Source organism: Exiguobacterium sp. s26, assembly GCF_018618235.1.
Lineage (GTDB): Bacteria > Bacillota > Bacilli > Exiguobacteriales > Exiguobacteriaceae > Exiguobacterium > Exiguobacterium chiriqhucha.
In genome coordinates this window covers 201,450-219,601 of sequence record NZ_JACSLS010000004.1, presented here as the reverse complement: position 1 = coordinate 219,601, position 18,152 = coordinate 201,450, and the positions used below count along the sequence as shown (strand labels likewise).

At 53.3% G+C, this 18,152-nt stretch carries 21 protein-coding genes and 2 riboswitches; of the genes, 14 read left to right on the top strand and 7 right to left on the bottom strand.

Going from position 1 to position 18,152, the window contains the following annotated elements:
- Window positions 1–158 precede the first annotated feature (158 nt).
- Window positions 159–932 carry a hydrogen peroxide-dependent heme synthase gene (gene hemQ, locus KNP82_RS08200; protein WP_021066007.1) on the bottom strand — a complete coding sequence of 258 codons (774 nt, stop codon included), beginning with the start codon at window positions 930–932 and terminating at the stop codon, window positions 159–161.
- A gap of 338 nt (window positions 933–1,270) precedes the next feature.
- Between hemQ and pta the strand changes: the two genes are divergently transcribed.
- From pta to KNP82_RS08180, 4 genes are all read left to right on the top strand, one after another.
- Window positions 1,271–2,260 carry a phosphate acetyltransferase gene (gene pta, locus KNP82_RS08195; RefSeq protein WP_029594589.1) on the top strand — a complete coding sequence of 330 codons (990 nt, stop codon included), beginning with the start codon at window positions 1,271–1,273 and terminating at the stop codon, window positions 2,258–2,260.
- Window positions 2,261–2,336: 76 nt separating this feature from the next.
- The gene (locus KNP82_RS08190) at window positions 2,337–3,056 is read left to right on the top strand and encodes a DUF2711 family protein (RefSeq protein WP_029594590.1); all 720 of its coding nucleotides are present in this window, start codon (window positions 2,337–2,339) and stop codon (window positions 3,054–3,056) included.
- A 36-nt stretch (window positions 3,057–3,092) separates the two neighbouring features.
- A complete protein-coding gene (locus KNP82_RS08185; protein WP_021066010.1) occupies window positions 3,093–3,392 on the top strand; it encodes a rhodanese-like domain-containing protein in 300 nt (99 codons plus the stop codon).
- The gene (locus KNP82_RS08180) at window positions 3,368–3,556 is read left to right on the top strand and encodes a hypothetical protein (RefSeq protein WP_125317988.1); all 189 of its coding nucleotides are present in this window, start codon (window positions 3,368–3,370) and stop codon (window positions 3,554–3,556) included. Before KNP82_RS08185 ends, KNP82_RS08180 begins: the two co-directional genes overlap by 25 nt.
- A 36-nt stretch (window positions 3,557–3,592) precedes the next feature.
- Here KNP82_RS08180 and folE2 read toward each other — a convergent pair whose 3' ends face one another.
- Window positions 3,593–4,501, bottom strand: coding sequence for a GTP cyclohydrolase FolE2 (folE2, locus tag KNP82_RS08175; RefSeq protein WP_021066012.1), 909 nt, complete (start codon window positions 4,499–4,501; stop codon window positions 3,593–3,595).
- 267 nt (window positions 4,502–4,768) lie between these two features.
- Here folE2 and KNP82_RS08170 point away from each other — a divergent pair, with 267 nt between their 5' ends.
- Window positions 4,769–5,602 carry a TerC family protein gene (locus tag KNP82_RS08170; RefSeq protein WP_021066013.1) on the top strand — a complete coding sequence of 278 codons (834 nt, stop codon included), beginning with the start codon at window positions 4,769–4,771 and terminating at the stop codon, window positions 5,600–5,602.
- Between the two features lie 37 nt (window positions 5,603–5,639).
- Here KNP82_RS08170 and KNP82_RS08165 read toward each other — a convergent pair whose 3' ends face one another.
- Genes KNP82_RS08165 through KNP82_RS08150 form a run of 4 tightly spaced genes read right to left on the bottom strand, consistent with a single transcriptional unit; the run spans window position 5,640 to window position 8,605 of the window.
- The gene (locus KNP82_RS08165) at window positions 5,640–6,173 is read right to left on the bottom strand and encodes a 1,2-dihydroxy-3-keto-5-methylthiopentene dioxygenase (RefSeq protein ID WP_029594592.1); all 534 of its coding nucleotides are present in this window, start codon (window positions 6,171–6,173) and stop codon (window positions 5,640–5,642) included.
- 13 nt (window positions 6,174–6,186) lie between these two features.
- Window positions 6,187–6,804, bottom strand: a complete 618-nt coding sequence (locus tag KNP82_RS08160; RefSeq protein WP_021066015.1) for a methylthioribulose 1-phosphate dehydratase — start codon at window positions 6,802–6,804, stop codon at window positions 6,187–6,189.
- On the bottom strand, window positions 6,801–7,451 hold the full coding sequence (locus tag KNP82_RS08155) for a 2-hydroxy-3-keto-5-methylthiopentenyl-1-phosphate phosphatase (RefSeq protein ID WP_021066016.1): 651 nt from the start codon (window positions 7,449–7,451) through the stop codon (window positions 6,801–6,803). Before KNP82_RS08155 ends, KNP82_RS08160 begins: the two co-directional genes overlap by 4 nt.
- Entirely contained in the window at window positions 7,448–8,605 is a 1,158-nt protein-coding gene (locus tag KNP82_RS08150) for a 2,3-diketo-5-methylthiopentyl-1-phosphate enolase (protein WP_029594593.1), read from the bottom strand. The genes KNP82_RS08155 and KNP82_RS08150 overlap by 4 nt, the downstream gene beginning before the upstream one ends.
- A gap of 69 nt (window positions 8,606–8,674) precedes the next feature.
- Window positions 8,675–8,776: riboswitch (SAM riboswitch) on the bottom strand.
- 205 nt (window positions 8,777–8,981) lie between these two features.
- Window positions 8,982–9,084, top strand: a riboswitch (SAM riboswitch).
- Window positions 9,085–9,165: 81 nt separating this feature from the next.
- On the opposite strand from KNP82_RS08150, the gene mtnK reads away from it, so the two are divergent.
- From mtnK to KNP82_RS08125, 5 genes are read left to right on the top strand one after another with little or no spacing between them, the layout of a single operon-like run.
- Window positions 9,166–10,317: an S-methyl-5-thioribose kinase gene (mtnK, locus tag KNP82_RS08145; protein WP_029594594.1), complete on the top strand. Its 1,152-nt coding sequence runs from the start codon at window positions 9,166–9,168 to the stop codon at window positions 10,315–10,317.
- Window positions 10,314–11,348 (top strand): S-methyl-5-thioribose-1-phosphate isomerase, encoded by a 1,035-nt coding sequence (gene mtnA / locus KNP82_RS08140; RefSeq protein WP_029594595.1) that lies wholly within the window; start codon window positions 10,314–10,316, stop codon window positions 11,346–11,348. Before mtnK ends, mtnA begins: the two co-directional genes overlap by 4 nt.
- On the top strand, window positions 11,341–12,417 hold the full coding sequence (locus KNP82_RS08135; protein WP_029594596.1) for a sugar ABC transporter substrate-binding protein: 1,077 nt from the start codon (window positions 11,341–11,343) through the stop codon (window positions 12,415–12,417). The genes mtnA and KNP82_RS08135 overlap by 8 nt, the downstream gene beginning before the upstream one ends.
- Complete coding sequence (locus KNP82_RS08130) at window positions 12,417–13,790, top strand: sugar ABC transporter ATP-binding protein (protein WP_051627666.1); 1,374 nt, start codon at window positions 12,417–12,419, stop codon at window positions 13,788–13,790. Before KNP82_RS08135 ends, KNP82_RS08130 begins: the two co-directional genes overlap by 1 nt.
- A 1-nt stretch (window position 13,791) precedes the next feature.
- Window positions 13,792–14,793, top strand: coding sequence for an ABC transporter permease (locus KNP82_RS08125; RefSeq protein WP_051627667.1), 1,002 nt, complete (start codon window positions 13,792–13,794; stop codon window positions 14,791–14,793).
- 9 nt (window positions 14,794–14,802) lie between these two features.
- Here KNP82_RS08125 and KNP82_RS08120 read toward each other — a convergent pair whose 3' ends face one another.
- Window positions 14,803–15,288 carry a GNAT family N-acetyltransferase gene (locus KNP82_RS08120; protein WP_029594599.1) on the bottom strand — a complete coding sequence of 162 codons (486 nt, stop codon included), beginning with the start codon at window positions 15,286–15,288 and terminating at the stop codon, window positions 14,803–14,805.
- 79 nt (window positions 15,289–15,367) lie between these two features.
- Here KNP82_RS08120 and KNP82_RS08115 point away from each other — a divergent pair, with 79 nt between their 5' ends.
- The 4 genes from KNP82_RS08115 (at window position 15,368) to KNP82_RS08100 (ending at window position 18,118) form a co-directional block, all read left to right on the top strand.
- Window positions 15,368–15,748: a VOC family protein gene (locus tag KNP82_RS08115; protein ID WP_029594600.1), complete on the top strand. Its 381-nt coding sequence runs from the start codon at window positions 15,368–15,370 to the stop codon at window positions 15,746–15,748.
- A gap of 153 nt (window positions 15,749–15,901) precedes the next feature.
- Complete coding sequence (locus tag KNP82_RS08110; protein WP_029594601.1) at window positions 15,902–16,792, top strand: acyl-ACP desaturase; 891 nt, start codon at window positions 15,902–15,904, stop codon at window positions 16,790–16,792.
- Window positions 16,793–16,821: 29 nt separating this feature from the next.
- Window positions 16,822–17,079 (top strand): hypothetical protein, encoded by a 258-nt coding sequence (locus KNP82_RS08105; protein ID WP_029594602.1) that lies wholly within the window; start codon window positions 16,822–16,824, stop codon window positions 17,077–17,079.
- Window positions 17,080–17,137: 58 nt separating this feature from the next.
- Complete coding sequence (locus tag KNP82_RS08100; protein WP_029594603.1) at window positions 17,138–18,118, top strand: zinc-binding dehydrogenase; 981 nt, start codon at window positions 17,138–17,140, stop codon at window positions 18,116–18,118.
- Window positions 18,119–18,152: the final 34 nt, after the last annotated feature.

Genomic DNA, 18,152 nt, shown 5'->3' with positions numbered 1-18,152 from the left:
TTCTGCTGTCGGTGCCATTCGTTCGATGAACGAATCTAAACGTTTCGCAGTGTCTCGATCTGATTCCTTGAACACGCGCATCGTTGTTCACCTCATTGATCATTGTTATGTTGCTTCTACAACAATGATTCCCGAGGGCATGATAGCGTAAACCTCGATTACCCGAGGAATGTGCCGAGTTCTTCTTTTGGAAGGATGTTCCCGACATAAAAGTCGCCGAACTCGCCATATTTGGCACTGACTTCATCAAAACGCATCTCATAGACGATCTTTTTGAATTGGAGCGAGTCTTCCGCAAACAAGGTGACGCCCCACTCCCAACCGTCAAAACCGGTCGAACCGCCGATGAACTGTTGAATCTTGCCGGCGTAGCTGCGGCCGATCATGCTGTGGCGATACATGAGGTCTTTGCGCTCATCCATCGACAACGTGTACCAGTTGTCCCCGTCGCGACGAGCCTTGCTCATCGGGTAGAAGCAGATGTGGGCCGCTTTCGGGAGTGTCGGATAGAGGCGGGCCCGAATGTGAGGGTTCTCGTACGGGTCACCGTCTCCAGAACCTCGGTACATGCCGAGTTCGATGACAGACACGTATGAATAGCTTGGAATCATGTAATCGTACAATTTCGTCTTCCGAAGAGCGAGTTCGACTTGCTCGAGCTCTTTGAACGTCGGACGAAGGACCATCAAGACGACGTCCGCCTTTTGACCAAGGATCGAGTAAAAGGCATGGCTTCCTTCACCGCGTGTCTCGACCTCTTCGAGTGAGCCGAGGAAGGCGACGAACTCGTCAATCATCTCTTGACGGGCGGTTGGGTCGACTGCTTTTAAACGAGTCCAATCGATGGAGCGGAAATCATGGAGCGTATACCAACCGTCTAACGTGGCGGCTGCGTGTTGCGTTTCGGTTGTCGGTGCTGGACGTTCTGACATTAAAAAAACTCCTTTCGAGACTAGGCTTCGCTGACTATTTTACCATACACGTTTGACCGTCTGGCAAATTTGACGCCGCCGTGAGGATAGTCACACTCCGGGCGGGGTAAAGAGATAGGGAGCAAGATTTTTGAAAACGGCTTCACAATGGGCTGTATCAGTCGGAAACGGTAAACTGTTCTATTCATATAATGATTGATTTCAAGCGATTTATGACGAAATGGGCAGAATAGTTTATTTTAAAAATCGTACTGTGTATAATAAAACTCGCATATGGACGAGAGCGTCCGAGAGAGAAAAAATCCGATTTCTTCTAATCGAAAAGGAGTTCATTCACTATGAAACTATTTGACACGTTGAAACAAAAAGTCAGCCCGATTCGCCCGACCATCGTCTTCCCAGAAGGGATCGATGAGCGCGTCCTCGGTGCCGCTGTCCGTTTGAAAAATGATGGCATGGTTGAACCGATCGTCATCGGACCAAAAGCTGAACTCGAAGCGGTCGCTTCGAAGCACGGCTTTGACATCTCAGGTTTGACGCAATACGACCCAGCGACGTACGAAGACATCGATACACTCGTCGAATCGTTCGTTGAGCGCCGCAAAGGTAAAGCGACACCGGAACAGGCACGTGAATTGTTGTCGTCAGACGTGAACTACTTCGGTACGATGCTCGTCCACACAGGAAAAGCAGAAGGTCTCGTCTCAGGTGCGATGCATGCGACTGCCGATACGGTCCGTCCGGCCCTTCAAATCATCAAGATGCAAACAGGCATCAAAAAGACGTCAGGCGTCTTCATCATGGTACGTGACGACGAGCAGTACGTCTTCTCGGACTGCGCCATCAACATCGCACCGGATGCGGCTGACCTCGCCGAGAACGCCTACTTGTCAGCGTTGACAGCGAAGACGTTCGGCATCGAGCCGCAAGTCGCGCTCCTCAGCTTCTCGACAAAAGGATCAGCGAAGTCGCCAGAGACAGAAAAAGTCATCGAAGCGACACGTCTCGCCAAAGAGAAGGCGCCAAACCTTCCAATCGACGGCGAACTTCAATTCGATGCGGCGTTCGTACCGAGCGTGGCGGCGAAGAAAGCACCAGGCTCTGAAGTAGCCGGAAATGCGAACGTCTTCGTCTTCCCAAGCCTCGAAGCCGGAAACATTGGCTACAAGATGGTTCAACGTTTCGGCGGATTCGAAGCGATCGGACCAATCCTTCAAGGTCTCAACAAGCCGGTCAACGACTTGTCGCGTGGCTGTAACGAAGAGGACGTCTATAAATTGACGCTCATCACAGCGGCACAAGCCATCGACGAGCGCAACGAAGCGTAAGTCGCAGCATCCTTCCTGAGCGGAGGATGCTTTTTTTGTGGTCACATTGTAAACTATTGGAAAAGGGGGCGAGGAAATGGATGAAGAGGAAGGCATCATCACATTGCCGGAAGGGCATCGGTACGCCATGTTCGGTGGCGGGGATGATTATCCAATTAAAACGTATTACAAAGGGGTGTTCGAAACAGTATTCGTCGTGTTTCATCCGTTTCTGGTCCCGCAAGACGACCCGACCGCGGTTGACCGTTATGTCGAGTTGGATAAAAACGAGGTCGAACAGCAATTTCGGGCCATAACATGGGCAGATATGCGCCGCCGACTTGATTTCGATGACATCAAACGCATCGATCACGCACTCCGGACGATGATTGCGGCGCTGAAACCGCACGCCGAAGATCAAGAAGGTGCGAATCGAATCATCGAATTTTGCAATCGCGAGAACGTACTTCCACCAGGCGAAGGGGAGCTGTCGAATCTTTTAGAGAATCAGGTGTTACGAGCACTTCTTGGGATGGGAGAAGAGTGGATGTGGAGCGGAGACGAGTTCTGCACGGAACGGCATCTCATCAACATTCGGGAGACGCTAACCTCCGATACGTGGGGGATGCGGCATCGGACGTTCTTCGGACATCAACATGATTGGCTCATCGTACCGCCTTGGGATAGCCATTTCACGTTGATTTGTGGCAGCCGAGCTTGGGTCGAGCAGGTGGTCGAGCGGTGCGAACTCGAAGGCTTCTATTGTGATGAAAACACGACAATCAATTGGAGTTTGCTTGATCGAAAACTGAGGTAAACTAGTAGGGGACAACACTATTAAGGGGGAACTACCATGCAAAACATCCATGCAACTGAATTACGTGAAAAGCTTGAGAACGGCGAAACGCTCCATATCATTGACGTGCGCGAACAAGACGAGTACGACGCGGGCCATATCCCGCACGTGCCGCTCTATCCGCTGTCTGAATTTCCTGGCGTCACGGACAAGCTCGCGAAAGATAACGTTTATCACGTCATCTGCCGCTCAGGCGGCCGCAGTGTGACGGCATGCGACTATTTGGAGTCGGAAGGCTATAAGGTCGTCAACGTCGAAGGCGGCATGCTCGCATGGGACGGCGATATCGAGGCGTGATGCTCGACAATCCATGGGTCGTCATCCCGCTGTTAATCGCACTCTATTTGACCGTCTATACGTTCGTCAAACGAGTCGATGGGGACAAGTGGCGGCTCGTCTGGGCTGTCTGGCTCATCGTCATCGTCATGATGTTGACGATTCGGCTCGTCCAAAGTCTATAAAAAAACGAGTGAAGCCCGCACAGGCTTCACTCGTTTTTAGTTATCGCGCTTATCGAATGTGATTGAAGCAATCGCATCGTGTTGGTGAATCGACTCTTCGTTGCGGCATTCGACGAAGAAATTGACGACTTGTTTCATTTCGTACAAGTCAGCCGCGATCAAGCGGACCATGTCTTCAACGAAACGTGGGTTTTCGTAGGCGATTTCCGTGGCACGCTTCTCATCCGGACGTTTCAAGACAGGGTGAAGCGGGGCCGATGCGTTCGACTCGGCCGCCTCGAGCAATGCGAGACGCCAATCGAAACCGTCGAGCGATGCTTCATCGAGACCGGCTTCGATCGTGATGTAGCCGCGTTGGTTGTGGGCGCTGTATTCGCTGATTTCTTTCGAGCATGGGCAGAGCGTCGTCACGTTGATGACGAGACCGACCGTTACGCTCGCCATACCAGTCTCCAAGTTATACGTCACGTTGTGCATGACGTCCGCGTTCATGAGACCGCTGAGACCTGTGGCTGGGGCTTTCCGGCTGAAGAACCATGGGTAACGGACCGTCAATTGACCTTCCGTCTGTTCCATGCGCTCGGCGAGTTCTTGCGCGAACTCGATGAGCGAGCGGTTCGATAACGTCCAGCCTTGCGTGTGGTACGCGTCGAGCTGTTCTGTCAGACGTGACATGTTGATGCCTTTACGGTCTTGGACGAGCGAAGTCGTCAACTCGAACGTGGCGACCGTCGCTTGGATGCCGTCTGGCGTCTCGATGTTGACTGGGTGTTTGACGTTTGAGATGCCGACGCTGTCAAGCGCGAACAAGAAGTTTTTTGGTGTGTTTTGTAGATCGACCATTTTATCTTTTTCAGTTGGTTTCGTGCCTTTGATGGGCGGGACCGAACCGAATAATTTATGTCGTTCTGCTTTAGTAGGTAAAGCGACATGGCTTGTAGACATAATCGGATTCTCCTTTTTTGAGAGGGCAAATGACTGCCACTCGTTCTTGTTAGGATTTTATCACGAAATGTACATCGACCGGGTACCATTTTGCTCTCTGAACATGCTTTGAACGTGCTTTGCATGTCCTCACAAATAAAAAAACTTCAGCAATTGAAGAAAAGAAGATTGATTTCGTGTTAAATCGGGAATAAAATGTTCCTGTGAATTTAAAAAATAGATCACTGTTAAATATGAAGGAACACAACAGAAAAAGGGGATGTTTTAATGGATTGGCAGTTAATCCTGCAGTACGCCTGGATCATTGTCGTACTCGTCGGTCTAGAAGGGCTACTTTCTGCAGACAACGCACTCGTCTTGGCGGTTATGGTCAAGCACTTGCCGCGGACGGAACAGAAGAAGGCACTATTTTACGGCTTGCTTGGAGCGTTCGTTTTCCGCTTCATCGCATTGTTCCTAATCTCATTCTTGATCAACGTCTGGCAAGTCCAGGCGCTCGGTGCGCTTTACTTGATCGGAATGAGTGCACGACATCTGTATATGACCTATAAGGCCCGCAAGCTAGAGCCGAAACAAGATCTCGCTGCTGAGGCGAAAGAAGAGACGGCTGTCACAGAGAAGCCGGTCACGAAGAAAGAATTCTGGTGGACGGTTGCTAAAGTCGAGTTTGCCGACATCGCCTTCGCGGTCGATTCGATTCTCGCAGCGGTCGCGCTCGCGGTCAGCTTGCCGCCACTCGGTCTCGGTGAAATCGGTGGGATCGACTCTGGTCAGTTCTTCGTCGTCTTGACAGGTGGACTCATCGGGGTCATCTTGATGCGTTTCGCTGCTCGAATTTTCGTCAAACTGTTGCATCAACGCCCATCACTCGAAACAGCTGCTTTCATCATCGTCGGCTGGGTCGGTGTGAAGTTGACGGTGCTCGTGCTTGAACACCCTGGCTTCAAGAAATTGATTGCCGGCACACCGTTCGAATTCATGGGTCTTCCGGACGGATTCGTCCACTCGACGGCGTGGACCGTGTTCTTCTGGTCGGTCATGGTCGGTATCGCGGTATGGGGTTGGTTCTCTTCAAAACCGACAGCCGCTGCCAAACATTAAAAAAATGGTCTCTCACCTTTGGGCGAGAGACCATTTTTCATGCTGTCACGTCTTGCTTCTCGTAAATCGGCACCCAGCCTTCGGTCGTCACGAAAATCCGGACGGCGACGACTTTGCGGTCGTCTTGGAGCGTGAAGTAGTGGCGTGTGTTCACCGGCACCGAGATGAGGTCGCCTGGGTTGAGCTCGATGTTGAAATAGCCACGTTCGGCGTCATCGATGGCGAAGATGCCATGGCCGCTGACGATGAAGCGGACCTCGTCATCTGTGTGGTGATGTTCCTTTTGGAAGTTGACGAGCAGTTCGTCCAAGTTCGGCGTCGCATCCGACAACGAGATGACGTCTGCCGTCTCATAGCCACGTCGCTCCGACACGTCGCGAATCTCGTCACGGAACGTCGACAAAATCGCTTGTTTGTCCTCGTCCGTCAACTGATAGTTCTCTTGCAGGTTTTCCGGGAGCTTTGTGATGTCCCACTGTTCGTACAGAATCCCGCGAGACTCTAAAAAGGCACTCACTTCAGTTTGATTGACGTAACGCTCTTCGGTTTGTTGGAAATAGACAGTTGCCATGGTTGGTTCCTCCTTATGAATGGACGCCTAGGGCGCGTAGTTTTAATGTATAGCTGAACAAAAATTCGTAAGCCTCTAAATAGCGTTTGGCCGCGTCCGGGGTCTCGCCCCAGACGGTGATACCATGATTGCGGATGAGAACGGCACCGGCGCTTGCGTGGATGTGAGGGGCGAAGGCGGCCGCGAGCGTCGGGATGTCCGCATGGTTCTCGATGATTGGCACGCGAACGACCGCGTCCTCGTCCCAGTAGCCGAGCGCCTTGATGATCTCTTGGCCGGTGAAGACGACTTCGCCGGTGGCAGCATGGAGCTCGGAGATGACGTTATTGTCGACCGTATGGACATGGAGCGAACACGTCGCGTCCGTCCGATTGAACACTTCAACGTGGAGCAGCGTCTCGGCGGATGGTTTTCCTGTCTGTTCGCCGATCAAGCGTCCGGCCGCATCGACGTGAACAAAGTCTTCCGGTGTTCGTTTTCGTTTATCGCGTCCGCTCGCCGTGACGAGAAATTCGAGCGGATCGTCGGAAACGCGAATCGCCAAATTCCCACTCGTTCCGGGGAACCAGTCGCGGGCGGCGAGTTCGTCTTTAATGTCGGCGAGTTCAAGCCAACGTGTCGCAAGGCTCATACGACCACCTCCTTCAAGTGATGGGTGATGTCGTCAAACGTCTCGAACGGTGCGTAACGGATGCCTGCCGCTTCGCAGAGCGTGATGAGTTGACCTCGTGCGTAGACGAAGTCGGCACGCTTCGCGACCTCGAAGTCGGTCACTGAGTCGCCGATGACGATCAAGCGGTCGGCGGGATTGACGATGCGACGAGCGAGCGTCGGCTTGCAACAGCCGCAATCGTTCGTACATTGTTCATCGCAAGCGTGTGGCCAAGCGACGGTTACCGTCTCAGCGGAGAAGTCGGCGACGTTGCAGTAGATATGCTCGGGGGCGACATGCCCGTCCAAGACCGGCTGCACGAAGAAGTCCATCCCGCCGCTGACGACGTCAAACTTCCAGCCATGGGCCCGAACTTCTTCTAAAAATGCCGGGAACCCTTGGCGGAGCGTGATGCGCTCCAACAAATAATCACGGTAGGCCGGGGCATCTGCGCTCGGCAATAGTTGAAACAGTTGACCGACACCGGAGCGAATCGAAATCCGTTGCTCGAGGACCGCATCTTTCAACTCGACCCAAGCCGGCGGGGCGAACGCCTTCATCAACGCGATAATATTGTCTTCCGCCGTGATCGTCCCGTCGAAGTCGCAGAGGATATGGACCGTCATCGTGACGCCCACGCCTTCAACGCGGTATCGAGCTCGTCCGTCTGTCCTTCGGTTTGGCCGAGAACGTGAGCGATCGCTTGTCGGAAAGCACGAGCCCCGGCGGCTGCGCCGTCCGGGTGTCCGTGAATGCCACCGCCGGCGTTGATGACGACATCCGTCCCGAAATCACGAATGATATCGGCGACGAGTCCTGGATGAATCCCGGCTGACGGGACCGGTAAAATCGGTTTCGACCAATGCGGTTCGGCGCTCTGGTCACGAATCGTGAACGCCTCGTCACGCGGTGTCGCGAGGGAGCCGTACGGAGACGGGAAGAGCGTTAAATCGGCCCCGGCGAGGCGTGGGAGTTTACCGAGTAAGAGCGAATGACTGATTGATCCGGTCAAGGCGCCGGCAAAGGCCGGATGTGCCAAGATGGGGACGCGTATGTCTGAATCGTTCGCAAGTTCGCGCAGTGCGTCGAGACCGTACGTATAGACGTTGAACAGGAGCGCTGTCGCACCTGCCTCGATGAGACGGAGCGCCTGGTCACGTAGACCGAACACGGGGCCGCTCAGCGTGATGGCGTAGAGGACACGTTTCCCGGTCGCCTCGAAGTGGGCTTGAATGACGTCCGCTCCGATCCGGGCCCGTTCGAGCGATGGGGTGAGCGGGTTGTCGTATAAAATCTCGTCGTCTTTGACGATATCGATGCCTCCGGCGAACTGATCGCGGAGTTGCTGCTCGAGAAACGCGAGGTCACGGCCGATGACACCTTTGAAGATGCTCATGACGAGCGGGCGATCATGAACACCGAGTAACTCGCGAATTCCAGTGACCCCGAACTTGGCGCCTTTGAAATGAGGGGCGAGCGTCTCGGGCAACGTCAAATCGATTAACCGAATCGAATCGTCGAGGGACAGTTTCCCGAACGTCGTCGTCAAGATGGATGAAAAGTCAGGGCTGACATTATGTAACGGGTAGCGGATTGTGAAGCGGCTCGTCGTATCCGTATGTATGGTCGACACGACCTCACCGCGATACGCCTGTAACTGCTCTTGCTCTAAGTGAGGCAGCTCCGTCCAAGTACCGACCGTCAGCTCGAGGGCGATTTTGTCGGCGACGGTCGCGACCGCGTCCGTTCGTTTGATTTCATATGTGGCAGTGATACTCATATGGTTCCTCCTTCCAGGCAAACAAAAAATGACCCCATGCCGAGGCAAGAGGTCATCATAAAAAATGAACTCTTATCTCTCAGCTTTCGCTGCAAGAATTAGCACCGTGCCATCTCTGGTCGGTTGCTGCGACATCATCGGGCTCGTCCCTCCGTCTGCTCTTGATAAGAATGTGATTTGAAGTTGTGAAATTTAATTGAATTTTTGCACAGAATCATCATGTCGTCAATTCCTTTTTTTCCAAAAAAAATATTTTGGGAAGTTGTTTCCATATATGCACAAAAAAAGACGGAGTTGCGTCGAGAAAATGACGTTGACAATCGTGACGTCGAGTCCGTAATATTCATCACATAAGTTCACCGAATCGAATAACACACTCTTATCGCGAGTTGGCAGAGGGAATTGGCCCGATGACGCCGCAGCAACCGACCACTAGGCACGGTGCTACATCCACCAGACGAATGTCTGACAGATGAGAGGAACAACCATTTTGGCTGTGCCTCTTTCTCGCGGAGAAAGGGGCTTTTTTTGTGGGCAACGTACAGGAAGGGGAAAACATCATGTCATATCAACCATTTACAGAACAGACCGTCGTCGAGCACGTCCGTCAATTAGGATACTTGCAAGAAGGAATCGCCGAGTGCGAGGAGATCGGGGACGGCAACTTGAATCTCGTGTTTCGGATTCGCCAAGGCGAACAGCGCCTGATCGTCAAACAAGCGCTCCCATACGCCAAAGTCGTCGGTGAGAGCTGGCCGCTCACGCTCGAGCGGGCATGGATTGAACAGTTGGCACTCCGTGAGTTTGCGACTGTCGCGCCTCGGTTCGTCCCGGCTGTCCTTGGCAGCGACCGGACACTCGCTTACACGATTATAGAAGATCTATCTGATTATGAGATTGTCCGCACCGGCTATTTGAACGGGGAGAGCTACCCGGAACTCGCCCGTCATGTCGGTGAATTTTTGGGCGAGACGCTGTTTGCGACGTCGGATTACGCAGCTGGACCGATCGCGAAGAAGCGGATTGAACGTGACTATTACAACCCGGAACTGTGTGACATCACCGAGAAGCTCATCTTCACCGATCCGTTCAAAGACGCGGAGTCGAACAACATCGAGACGGCGCTGCGAGCAGATGTCGAACGCCTTTGGCAAGACCAGGCGCTCAAGGTCGAGGTGACGAAATTGAAAGTCGGGTTTGTCACGAAACATGAGGCACTCCTGCATGGAGACTTACATACGGGCAGCATCTTCGCGACTCAACAAGAGACGAAAATCATCGATCCAGAGTTCGCATTTTACGGACCGTTCGGCTTCGACCTCGGCCAAATCATCGCCCATTTGACGCTGTCGACGTTCCATGACCCGCTCAAACGCTTCGAGCGTTTCACGGACGTCTTGACGGTGTGGGAGACGTTCGAGAAGACGTTTCGGGCTAATTTTGAGCGCGCCGTCGAGCCATTCAATACGGATGGTTTCGTCGACGAGTTGTTGCGGACGGTCTTCAGCGACACGATTGGCTACGCCGGTTGCGAACTCATTCGCCGTGCCGTCGGACTGGCCGGTGTCGCCGATCTCGAGACATTGCCGGAAGCGACGCGGCTCGAACGAAAACGTGACGCGCTCGCCCTCGGGACAGCGCTCATTAAAGAACGCCACAGCGTCGAATCGATTGACGACTTGGTGACACTCCTGTCGGGGGTGCGCGTATGACGGTCCAAAACATCCGTTTCCATTCACAGACAGACGAACTCATCGTATTGGACCAGACGTTGTTGCCGCATGAAGAGCGTTACGTGACAATCGAGACGCTTGAACAGGCCGAACATGCCATCGAGACGCTCCAAGTCCGCGGCGCACCGGCCATCGCTTACTTCGGGGCGTTCGTCCTCGCCAAAGAAGCGGGACGGTTAGTCGATGACCCGGACTTCACGCGTCGGCTCGACCTCGTCGGACGCCGCTTGATTGCGACCCGGCCGACAGCGGTCAATCTGCAAAACGTGATTGAATCGCTCCTTGATTTAAATGTCGGGGATGATTTTGAGGCGATTGCCGAGGAAATCAAACGCCGCGCCATCGCTTTGTACGACCGGGACGTCGATACGTACCGGGCCATCGGCGAGCATGCACTGACGGTGTTGCCGGCCGGGGGGAACGTGTTAACGATTTGCAACGCCGGTGCCATCGCGACATCGCGTTACGGTACGGCGCTCGCACCGTTTTACGTCGGAAAAGAACGAGGTGTATCCTTCAACGTCTTCGCCTGTGAGACGCGACCGCTCCTGCAAGGGGCACGCCTCACTGTCTGGGAGCTCGATCGGGCCGATATCGACGTGACGCTCATCACGGACAATATGGCGGCTTGGACGATTCAGTCGAAACGAGTCGACGCCATCATCGTCGGAGCCGACCGCATCACACGGACGGGGCACGTCGCCAATAAAATCGGCACGTTGCAACTCGCCGTCCTCGCCAAACATTACGGCATTCCGTTCTATGTCGCGGCGCCGCATTCGACGTTCGATTTGACGGCGGACGACACGATTGAGATCGAGGAGCGGAACCCGTCAGAAGTGACACATATCGGCGGTCAACCGACGGCACCCGTCGGCATCACCGTCTTCAATCCGGCGTTCGACGTCACCACGCCCGACCTCATCACCGGACTCATCACCGAGGCGGGTGTGTTCGAGCCGACAGAGACCGCCATCACATATCATGTAGGGGGAACGATTCATGTCTAAAAAACTATTGATTTTGTTATTCACATTCGTCTTGGCGCTCGTCGGTTGCACGAACGAGCAAGCGGCCCCATCGAAGCCGGCCGAGAAGACGCCGGAGACGAAACCCGTCTCGGTCTCGAACGGGACGTTGCCGAAAGAGATCGATGTCGCCCTGATCATGCAGATGTCGATCGGGACGTTCTCGTCGCAGTATATCAACGGGGTGACGGAACAAGTCGAATCGTTCGGCGGCAACGTGAAAGTGTACAACGCCGACAACGACCTATCGAAGATGGCGAGCTATGTCGACACGGCGACGACGCAAGGCGTCGATGTCATCTTGATTGACCATGGCCGCGCCGATGCATTGAAAGAACCAGTCCAACGCGCACTCGACAAAGGCATCAAAGTCGTCGCGTTCGACAACGATTTGACGAACGACGGGGTGACGGTCATCGACCAGGACGACTATTCGCTCGCCTGGCGTTCGCTCAAGGCACTCGCTGAAGATTTGGACGGCGAAGGCAAAATCGTCACGATTTGGGTCGGTGGCTTCACACCGATGGAACGACGCCACACGATTTATGATGCGTTCTTGAAACGCTACCCAGGCATTACGGAAGTCGCCAAGTTCGGTTCGGCGACGAACAATACGGCGCTCGACACACAGAGCCAGATGGAAGCGATTTTGAAGAAGTATCCGGAAGGCGAGATTGATGCCGTATTCGCAATGTGGGACGAGTTCGCCAAAGGGGCGAGCCGTGCCATCAAACAGGCCGGACGCGATGAAATTTCGGTCTATGGCATCGATTTGAGTGACGAAGACCTTCAACTCATGCAAGAGGACGGCAGCCCGTGGAAAGTGACGGCGGCGACCGATCCGGCTGAAATCGGACGGATCCAAGTCCGTTACGCGTATCAAAAATTAGCGGGTGAAGAGACGCCGTCGATTCATTCGGTCGACCCATATCTCGTCGACCGTGACGTCTTGCCGGACGAGAAAGTGACGATGGACGACCTCGGCCAATACGTCCCGAACTGGGGCGCATCAGACGCGGCCTGGTCGGACTGGATGAAAGGGACGGACTGATGTTACGGCTCGAACGCGTCACGAAACGCTATGGCGACGTCACCGTGCTCGACGATGTCAGCTTCACGCTCCGACGTGGCGAGATTCATGGATTGCTTGGATTGAACGGGGCCGGAAAGAGTACGCTCGTGAAGCTGTTGAGTGGCGCAATCATCCCGACGTCCGGGACGGTCGAACTCGACGAAACGGCGGTCACATTCACACCGGCCGAGGCGATTCGCCGCGGGGTCATCACGGTGTCGCAAGAAGTCGATGACGCGCTCTATCTCGATTTACCGATTTATGAGAACGTCGTGCCGTGGCAGGCGGTCGAGCGGATTCGTCCTCGCGAACTAAAACAGCGAGCGGCTGCCTACTTGGAACGTGTCGGGCTAGAGATTGACGTGACCGAACCGGTCGGGCGTTTCCCGCTCAGTGTCAAACAACGTGTCTTGATTGCCCGTTCGCTCGCGAGTGATGCGGCCTACCTCTTGCTCGACGAACCGACGGCCGCCTTGTCGACGGATGATGCGGCGGCACTGCTCACATTACTGCAGTCGCTCGCAGCAGAGGACGTCGGCATTCTTCTCATCACCCATCGATCGGACGAACTGTCGCGCATCACCACGACGACGACGTTCCTCCGGGATGGGCGCATCGCTTACGAAGGGCCGTTTCAGGCGTTGTCAGAACGGGATATCCATACGTATTTGAGCGGATCTGACATGGCAGAGGCGGTAGAGAAAGCCGTTCCTGAAACCGAGATCCGGATTCAGGCAGACCTCACGTTACCGACGTTCGGGACGAGGCTTTCGTTCACGGCGTATAAAGGCGAAGTCGTCGGCATCGGCGGCGTCACCGGGAGCGGGAAGACGGAGTTGATTGAGGCGCTATTCGGTCTCTCTGGCGTCGAACAACAAGTGACGTTGGACGGGAAACCGCTCAAGATTCGTGAACCGCGTCAGGCGGTCCGGTCCGGATTTGCCCTCGTACCAGAAGAACGCCGGAAACAGGGGCTTTTCCTCGACGATTCGATTGAACGGAACGTCCTCGCGATTGAAGGGAAGGCGAACGCGATCACACGCGTATTGGCCTCGCTGCGAGTGAAATACGACCAGGTCGGGCAACCGGTCCGGGAGCTGAGCGGGGGGAATCAACAAAAAGTTGTCCTCAGCAAATGGCTTCTCGAGGACCGGGACGTCTATCTGCTCGACGAACCGACGAAAGGCGTCGACGTGACGGCGAAACGGGACATTTATGAACTCGTCACCCGCCTCGCCAAAGACGGGAAAACCGTCATCTTCACATCGAGCGAACCGCATGAATTAGAATTGGTCGCCAACCGGACGCTTTGGCTCGACCGCGGCCGTTGGCAACAGAAAGGAGGCGTCTAACATGGCCCAACTCGTCTTAAAACAACGCACGAAACGCTTCAGTGGCATCGGTCAATATGGGACACTGTTCGCGATTCTCGCACTCATCGCCGTCTTCGGTGTGACGAACGACCAGTTTTTGACGTACGCGAACTTCAGCGACATCATCAAGTCCGTGTCAATCGTCTCGCTGCTCGCCCTCGGGGTGACGTTCTCGCTCATCGTCGGCGGGTTCGACTTATCGGTCGGCTCAACGGCGAGCCTAGCGACAATTGGGGCGGCGTCAAGCCTCGTGTTACATAGTCAAGAACTGCTCGTCGCTTTGCTCGTCCCGATTGCGCTCGGTGTGCTCGTCGGGCTCTTGAACGCACTCGTGACGATCAAGTTCCGGTTACCGGACTTGCTCGCGACGCTCGCCATCATGTACGTCATCAACGGGGTCCAATTGACGTATACGAAAGGATTCTCGATTTACGACAACATGCCGATTGAAGGAGGGACGGCACCCGGACGGTTCATCCCGTCGTTCCTCTTCATCGGCCAAGGCTCGATCGGCCCAATCCCATTCGTCGCCATTTTGATGATTCTTTTCTTCGCCGGGGCCCATCTGTTTTTGACGTATTCGAAGACGGGACGTGAGTTTTATTACGTCGGCTCGAACGTCGAGGCGGCCCGCCGCTCCGGCATCGCCGTCACACGGATTAAGCTGTACGCTTACGTGTTGAGTGGTCTCTTTGCGGCCATCGGCGGCATCATTTTGGCGTCGCGCATCGGCACCGGACAAGTATCGGCCGGCGCACCACTCTTGATGGACGCCGTCGCAGCCGCCTACATCGGCTACGCCGTCTTCGGGACCGGACGACCGAACGTCGTCGGTACGTTGATTGGTGCCATCTTGATTGGGATTTTGTTGAACGGACTGACGATGTGGGACGTGCCGTATTATGCCCAAGATATCGTCAAAGGGGCGATTTTGATTGCGGCGCTCGGTTTGTCATACATCCAAAAGAAACAGCTCACATAGGAAAAGTCCTCAGAACGGTTGGTTCTGAGGACTTTCTTGACGTTCCATCTGGATGAAGGCGAACGTGCTCCCGTTCGTCGATTGTTGAAACGAACCGGTCTGTTTGAAACCGCACGTCTCATAGACACGGATCGCCCGTACGTTGAAGGCGGCGACGGACAAGGTGATGCGATGAGGCGAGTATGTTGTGTTGACGAAGTCGAGAATCGATGTGACGAACGCTCGTCCGCTCCCATTCCCGGTCAAATCAGGCTTCATGCCGAGGCCGAGATCGACCGTCTCGGCATCTGTTTGCGCGACGCTCACGAAACCGACCAATTCACCATCAGACGCGACGGCGAACACGGACTGTCCACGCTGTGCGGCGTCTAAAAATTCGGCTAAGTCTTCCTCGTCAGCTTCCATGTTATAGAACGCATAATCGCCTTCATAGTGCCACGCATAGGCAATCGTTTCGGCCTGTGGCTGGGTCAAGACAGTGAATTGATGAGTCATGTGAATTTCCCCGTTTCACGAGCAGGATGTAGTGCTACACTCATCATAGTACCATCAACTTGGAAACTGGGGTGATCTTATGGGAATCAAGTTAGATATGATTGGCATCGTCGTCGAAGACATGACGCGGGCGCTCGACTTTTATCGGATGCTCGGTCTATCGATCCCGAAAGCGATGGATGGGGAAGCGCACGTCGAGGTCGATGACGGCGGTGTCCGACTCGCCTTCGACACGGTCGAAGTGGCCGAATCGGTGTATGGGGAATGGAGACCGGCGACGGGGCATCGGGTCGAACTCGCCTTCTTATGCGACAGTCGGGAGGAGCTAGATGCGCGCTATGAGGCAATCGTCGAGCACGGCTATGCCTCGCATCGGGAACCGTGGGATGCGTTTTGGGGGCAACGTTACGCCATCGTCATCGACCCGGACGGAAACCTCATCAGTCTATTCGCAGCCTGATCGAACGGCACTCCGATTGTTAGATATATTGAGCAATCGGTGGTGCTGTTTTTAATTAAAATTAATTTTTCCCACTTGATGACCACGCCATATTCTTTGTTAAAAAAATTTAAATGATTTAAAGTTAAAAAAACGACTAAAGGGGAAAAAATCATGTTAAATTCAGATTTGGATTTGCGATTAGAACCGCGTATTAAAGAATTATATCAATTACATAAGGAACGATCTGCAAATATTGATTGGAGTTATCACGAATTTATTCCCTGGGACAAGGCCATGTCCTTTAAACGAGTCCCATGGGACGAGAGTCAAGTAACTCTTCCAGAAGGCGTCATCATTGCCGTAGAAACAGCATTGCTTACAGAAGTAAATTTACCTTGGTATACTTCGCATTTGGATTATACATTTAAAAATTCAATGGAAGTAATAAATGATTTCGTACGTACATGGACGGCTGAAGAAGACCAACATTCTAATTTGCTTGAAACGTATTTGTTGGTGACACGAAACGTAAATCCCACGAGATTGCATGAATTGAGAAAACGAGTCGTTGAAAGCGGATGGTTCCCAGATTTCACCAATCCTCTCGCAACAATGGCTTATACTTCTTTACAAGAGTTAGCTACCTTAGTTTTTTATAACAATGTAGCTAGAATTGCGGGTGCCCATGACAAAGATTTAGCAACGTTACTTCGACGTTTAGCGAAAGATGAAGCGCTTCATTATGCTTTCTATCGCGATACAGTGAAAGCACACCTTGAACTAGACCCGAATTTCATTGTTTATTTTGAAAACGTAATTATAAATTTCTCGATGCCGGGTGCCGTCATGCCAGACTTTAACGAGAGAATGAAAACGATTGCCATTGATGCGAACTATGGACCGTTACAATACTTTGATCAAGTATTGGATGTGGTCGTTAAATACTGGGATATCGCCAACCTACAACCTACGAGCGAAGAAGCTAAACAATCACAAGCGAATATCATGAAATATCATGGACGTCTAAAAAGAATTAAAGACCGTCAGCTAAGAAATAAATAAAAGTAGATATGCGAAAGGGGGTTTTTATCATGAAGACGAATTGCGAATTATGTGGAAAAGAAACGAATGATCAAGTGAGTTATTTAGAACTTGAAACGTGGGAATTTGATTTCTTAAAACAAGAGAAAAAAGACTTTTACTCGATTTGTTTTAATTGTTTTGACACCCATACGAATCATTTCATTGATAAAGAAATGGATCTTGAATTGAGAAAAAAACGTTCCCAATTAGTGAATAAAGAGATTGAACAAGAAATCGAGGCTATTCTTGAAATCGAAATTAAATGACTCAACACTATTTATGAAGACGTCATGAGCTGATGTCTTCGGAAGGAGCGTATTGAGCATGAAAGCATGGTTACTCGATCAACCAGGACTTGAACATCTCCACGTCGGTGAGATAGAACGTCCGACACCAGGTGCGGGCGAACTACTCATCAAAGTCGAAGCGGTCGCATTGAACCCGGTCGACTATAAAGTCGGTACGAACGGCAACCCAAATTGGTCGTACCCACATATTCTCGGGGTCGACCTCGTCGGGGAAGTCGTCGAAGTCGGTTCGAGCCTCGCCAATATCATTACCAGTTCACGAGTCGCCGTCCATACGAGTCTCGGAAACCACGGCGGCTTTGCCGAGTACGCGGTCGTCGATGCGCGTGCTTGTGCCGTCGTGCCATCGGAAGTGAGCGACGAGGCAGCAGCGGCCATCCTTTGTGCCGGGATGACGGCATATGAGGCCATCATGCAGAAACTGAACACGCGCGACAAGGAGACGATTCTCGTCCATGCTGGTGCGGGCGGAGTCGGTGGCTATGCGATTCAACTTGCGAAGAAGCTCGGTCTCAAGGTGTTCACGACGGCGTCGCCGGATAATTTTGACTGGGTGAAAGAACTTGGTGCCGATGTCGCCATCGACTATAACACGGAAGATGTGACGGCACGGATTTTAGAAGAAACTGACGGCCGCGGGGTCGACCTCATCTTGAATACGGTCGGACGTGATGTGGCGACGGCGGACCTCGATCGGCTCGCGTTCAGCGGACAGCTCGCCTATATCGCCGGTCCGCCGGATACGTCGGACGTGAAAGGGTTTACGTTGTCACCATCCATCCATGAAGTCGCTCTCGGCGCGGCCCATGCGAGTGAGGATGAGCGCGCCATCCGCAACTTGGCGTATATGGCCGAAGAATTGATGAAGTTGCTCGAGGCGGGCGAGTTGAACGACCTCGTCACGGACGTCTTGCCGTTCGAACGACTGAAAGACGGTCTTGACCAACTGCAAACACGCAAAGTACGCGGTAAATTAATCGTCCGCATGCGCGACTAACTGATGGCCTCCTGTCTATGGACAGGGGGCTTGT

Coding starts and splice junctions, on each gene's coding strand:
- hemQ (WP_021066007.1), bottom strand. CDS start 932: ATGTCAGAACGTCCAGCACCGACAACCGAAACGCAACACGCAGCCGCC.
- pta (WP_029594589.1), top strand. CDS start 1,271: ATGAAACTATTTGACACGTTGAAACAAAAAGTCAGCCCGATTCGCCCG.
- KNP82_RS08190 (WP_029594590.1), top strand. CDS start 2,337: ATGGATGAAGAGGAAGGCATCATCACATTGCCGGAAGGGCATCGGTAC.
- KNP82_RS08185 (WP_021066010.1), top strand. CDS start 3,093: ATGCAAAACATCCATGCAACTGAATTACGTGAAAAGCTTGAGAACGGC.
- KNP82_RS08180 (WP_125317988.1), top strand. CDS start 3,368: ATGGGACGGCGATATCGAGGCGTGATGCTCGACAATCCATGGGTCGTC.
- folE2 (WP_021066012.1), bottom strand. CDS start 4,501: ATGTCTACAAGCCATGTCGCTTTACCTACTAAAGCAGAACGACATAAA.
- KNP82_RS08170 (WP_021066013.1), top strand. CDS start 4,769: ATGGATTGGCAGTTAATCCTGCAGTACGCCTGGATCATTGTCGTACTC.
- KNP82_RS08165 (WP_029594592.1), bottom strand. CDS start 6,173: ATGGCAACTGTCTATTTCCAACAAACCGAAGAGCGTTACGTCAATCAA.
- KNP82_RS08160 (WP_021066015.1), bottom strand. CDS start 6,804: ATGAGCCTTGCGACACGTTGGCTTGAACTCGCCGACATTAAAGACGAA.
- KNP82_RS08155 (WP_021066016.1), bottom strand. CDS start 7,451: ATGACGGTCCATATCCTCTGCGACTTCGACGGGACGATCACGGCGGAA.
- KNP82_RS08150 (WP_029594593.1), bottom strand. CDS start 8,605: ATGAGTATCACTGCCACATATGAAATCAAACGAACGGACGCGGTCGCG.
- mtnK (WP_029594594.1), top strand. CDS start 9,166: ATGTCATATCAACCATTTACAGAACAGACCGTCGTCGAGCACGTCCGT.
- mtnA (WP_029594595.1), top strand. CDS start 10,314: ATGACGGTCCAAAACATCCGTTTCCATTCACAGACAGACGAACTCATC.
- KNP82_RS08135 (WP_029594596.1), top strand. CDS start 11,341: ATGTCTAAAAAACTATTGATTTTGTTATTCACATTCGTCTTGGCGCTC.
- KNP82_RS08130 (WP_051627666.1), top strand. CDS start 12,417: ATGTTACGGCTCGAACGCGTCACGAAACGCTATGGCGACGTCACCGTG.
- KNP82_RS08125 (WP_051627667.1), top strand. CDS start 13,792: ATGGCCCAACTCGTCTTAAAACAACGCACGAAACGCTTCAGTGGCATC.
- KNP82_RS08120 (WP_029594599.1), bottom strand. CDS start 15,288: ATGACTCATCAATTCACTGTCTTGACCCAGCCACAGGCCGAAACGATT.
- KNP82_RS08115 (WP_029594600.1), top strand. CDS start 15,368: ATGGGAATCAAGTTAGATATGATTGGCATCGTCGTCGAAGACATGACG.
- KNP82_RS08110 (WP_029594601.1), top strand. CDS start 15,902: ATGTTAAATTCAGATTTGGATTTGCGATTAGAACCGCGTATTAAAGAA.
- KNP82_RS08105 (WP_029594602.1), top strand. CDS start 16,822: ATGAAGACGAATTGCGAATTATGTGGAAAAGAAACGAATGATCAAGTG.
- KNP82_RS08100 (WP_029594603.1), top strand. CDS start 17,138: ATGAAAGCATGGTTACTCGATCAACCAGGACTTGAACATCTCCACGTC.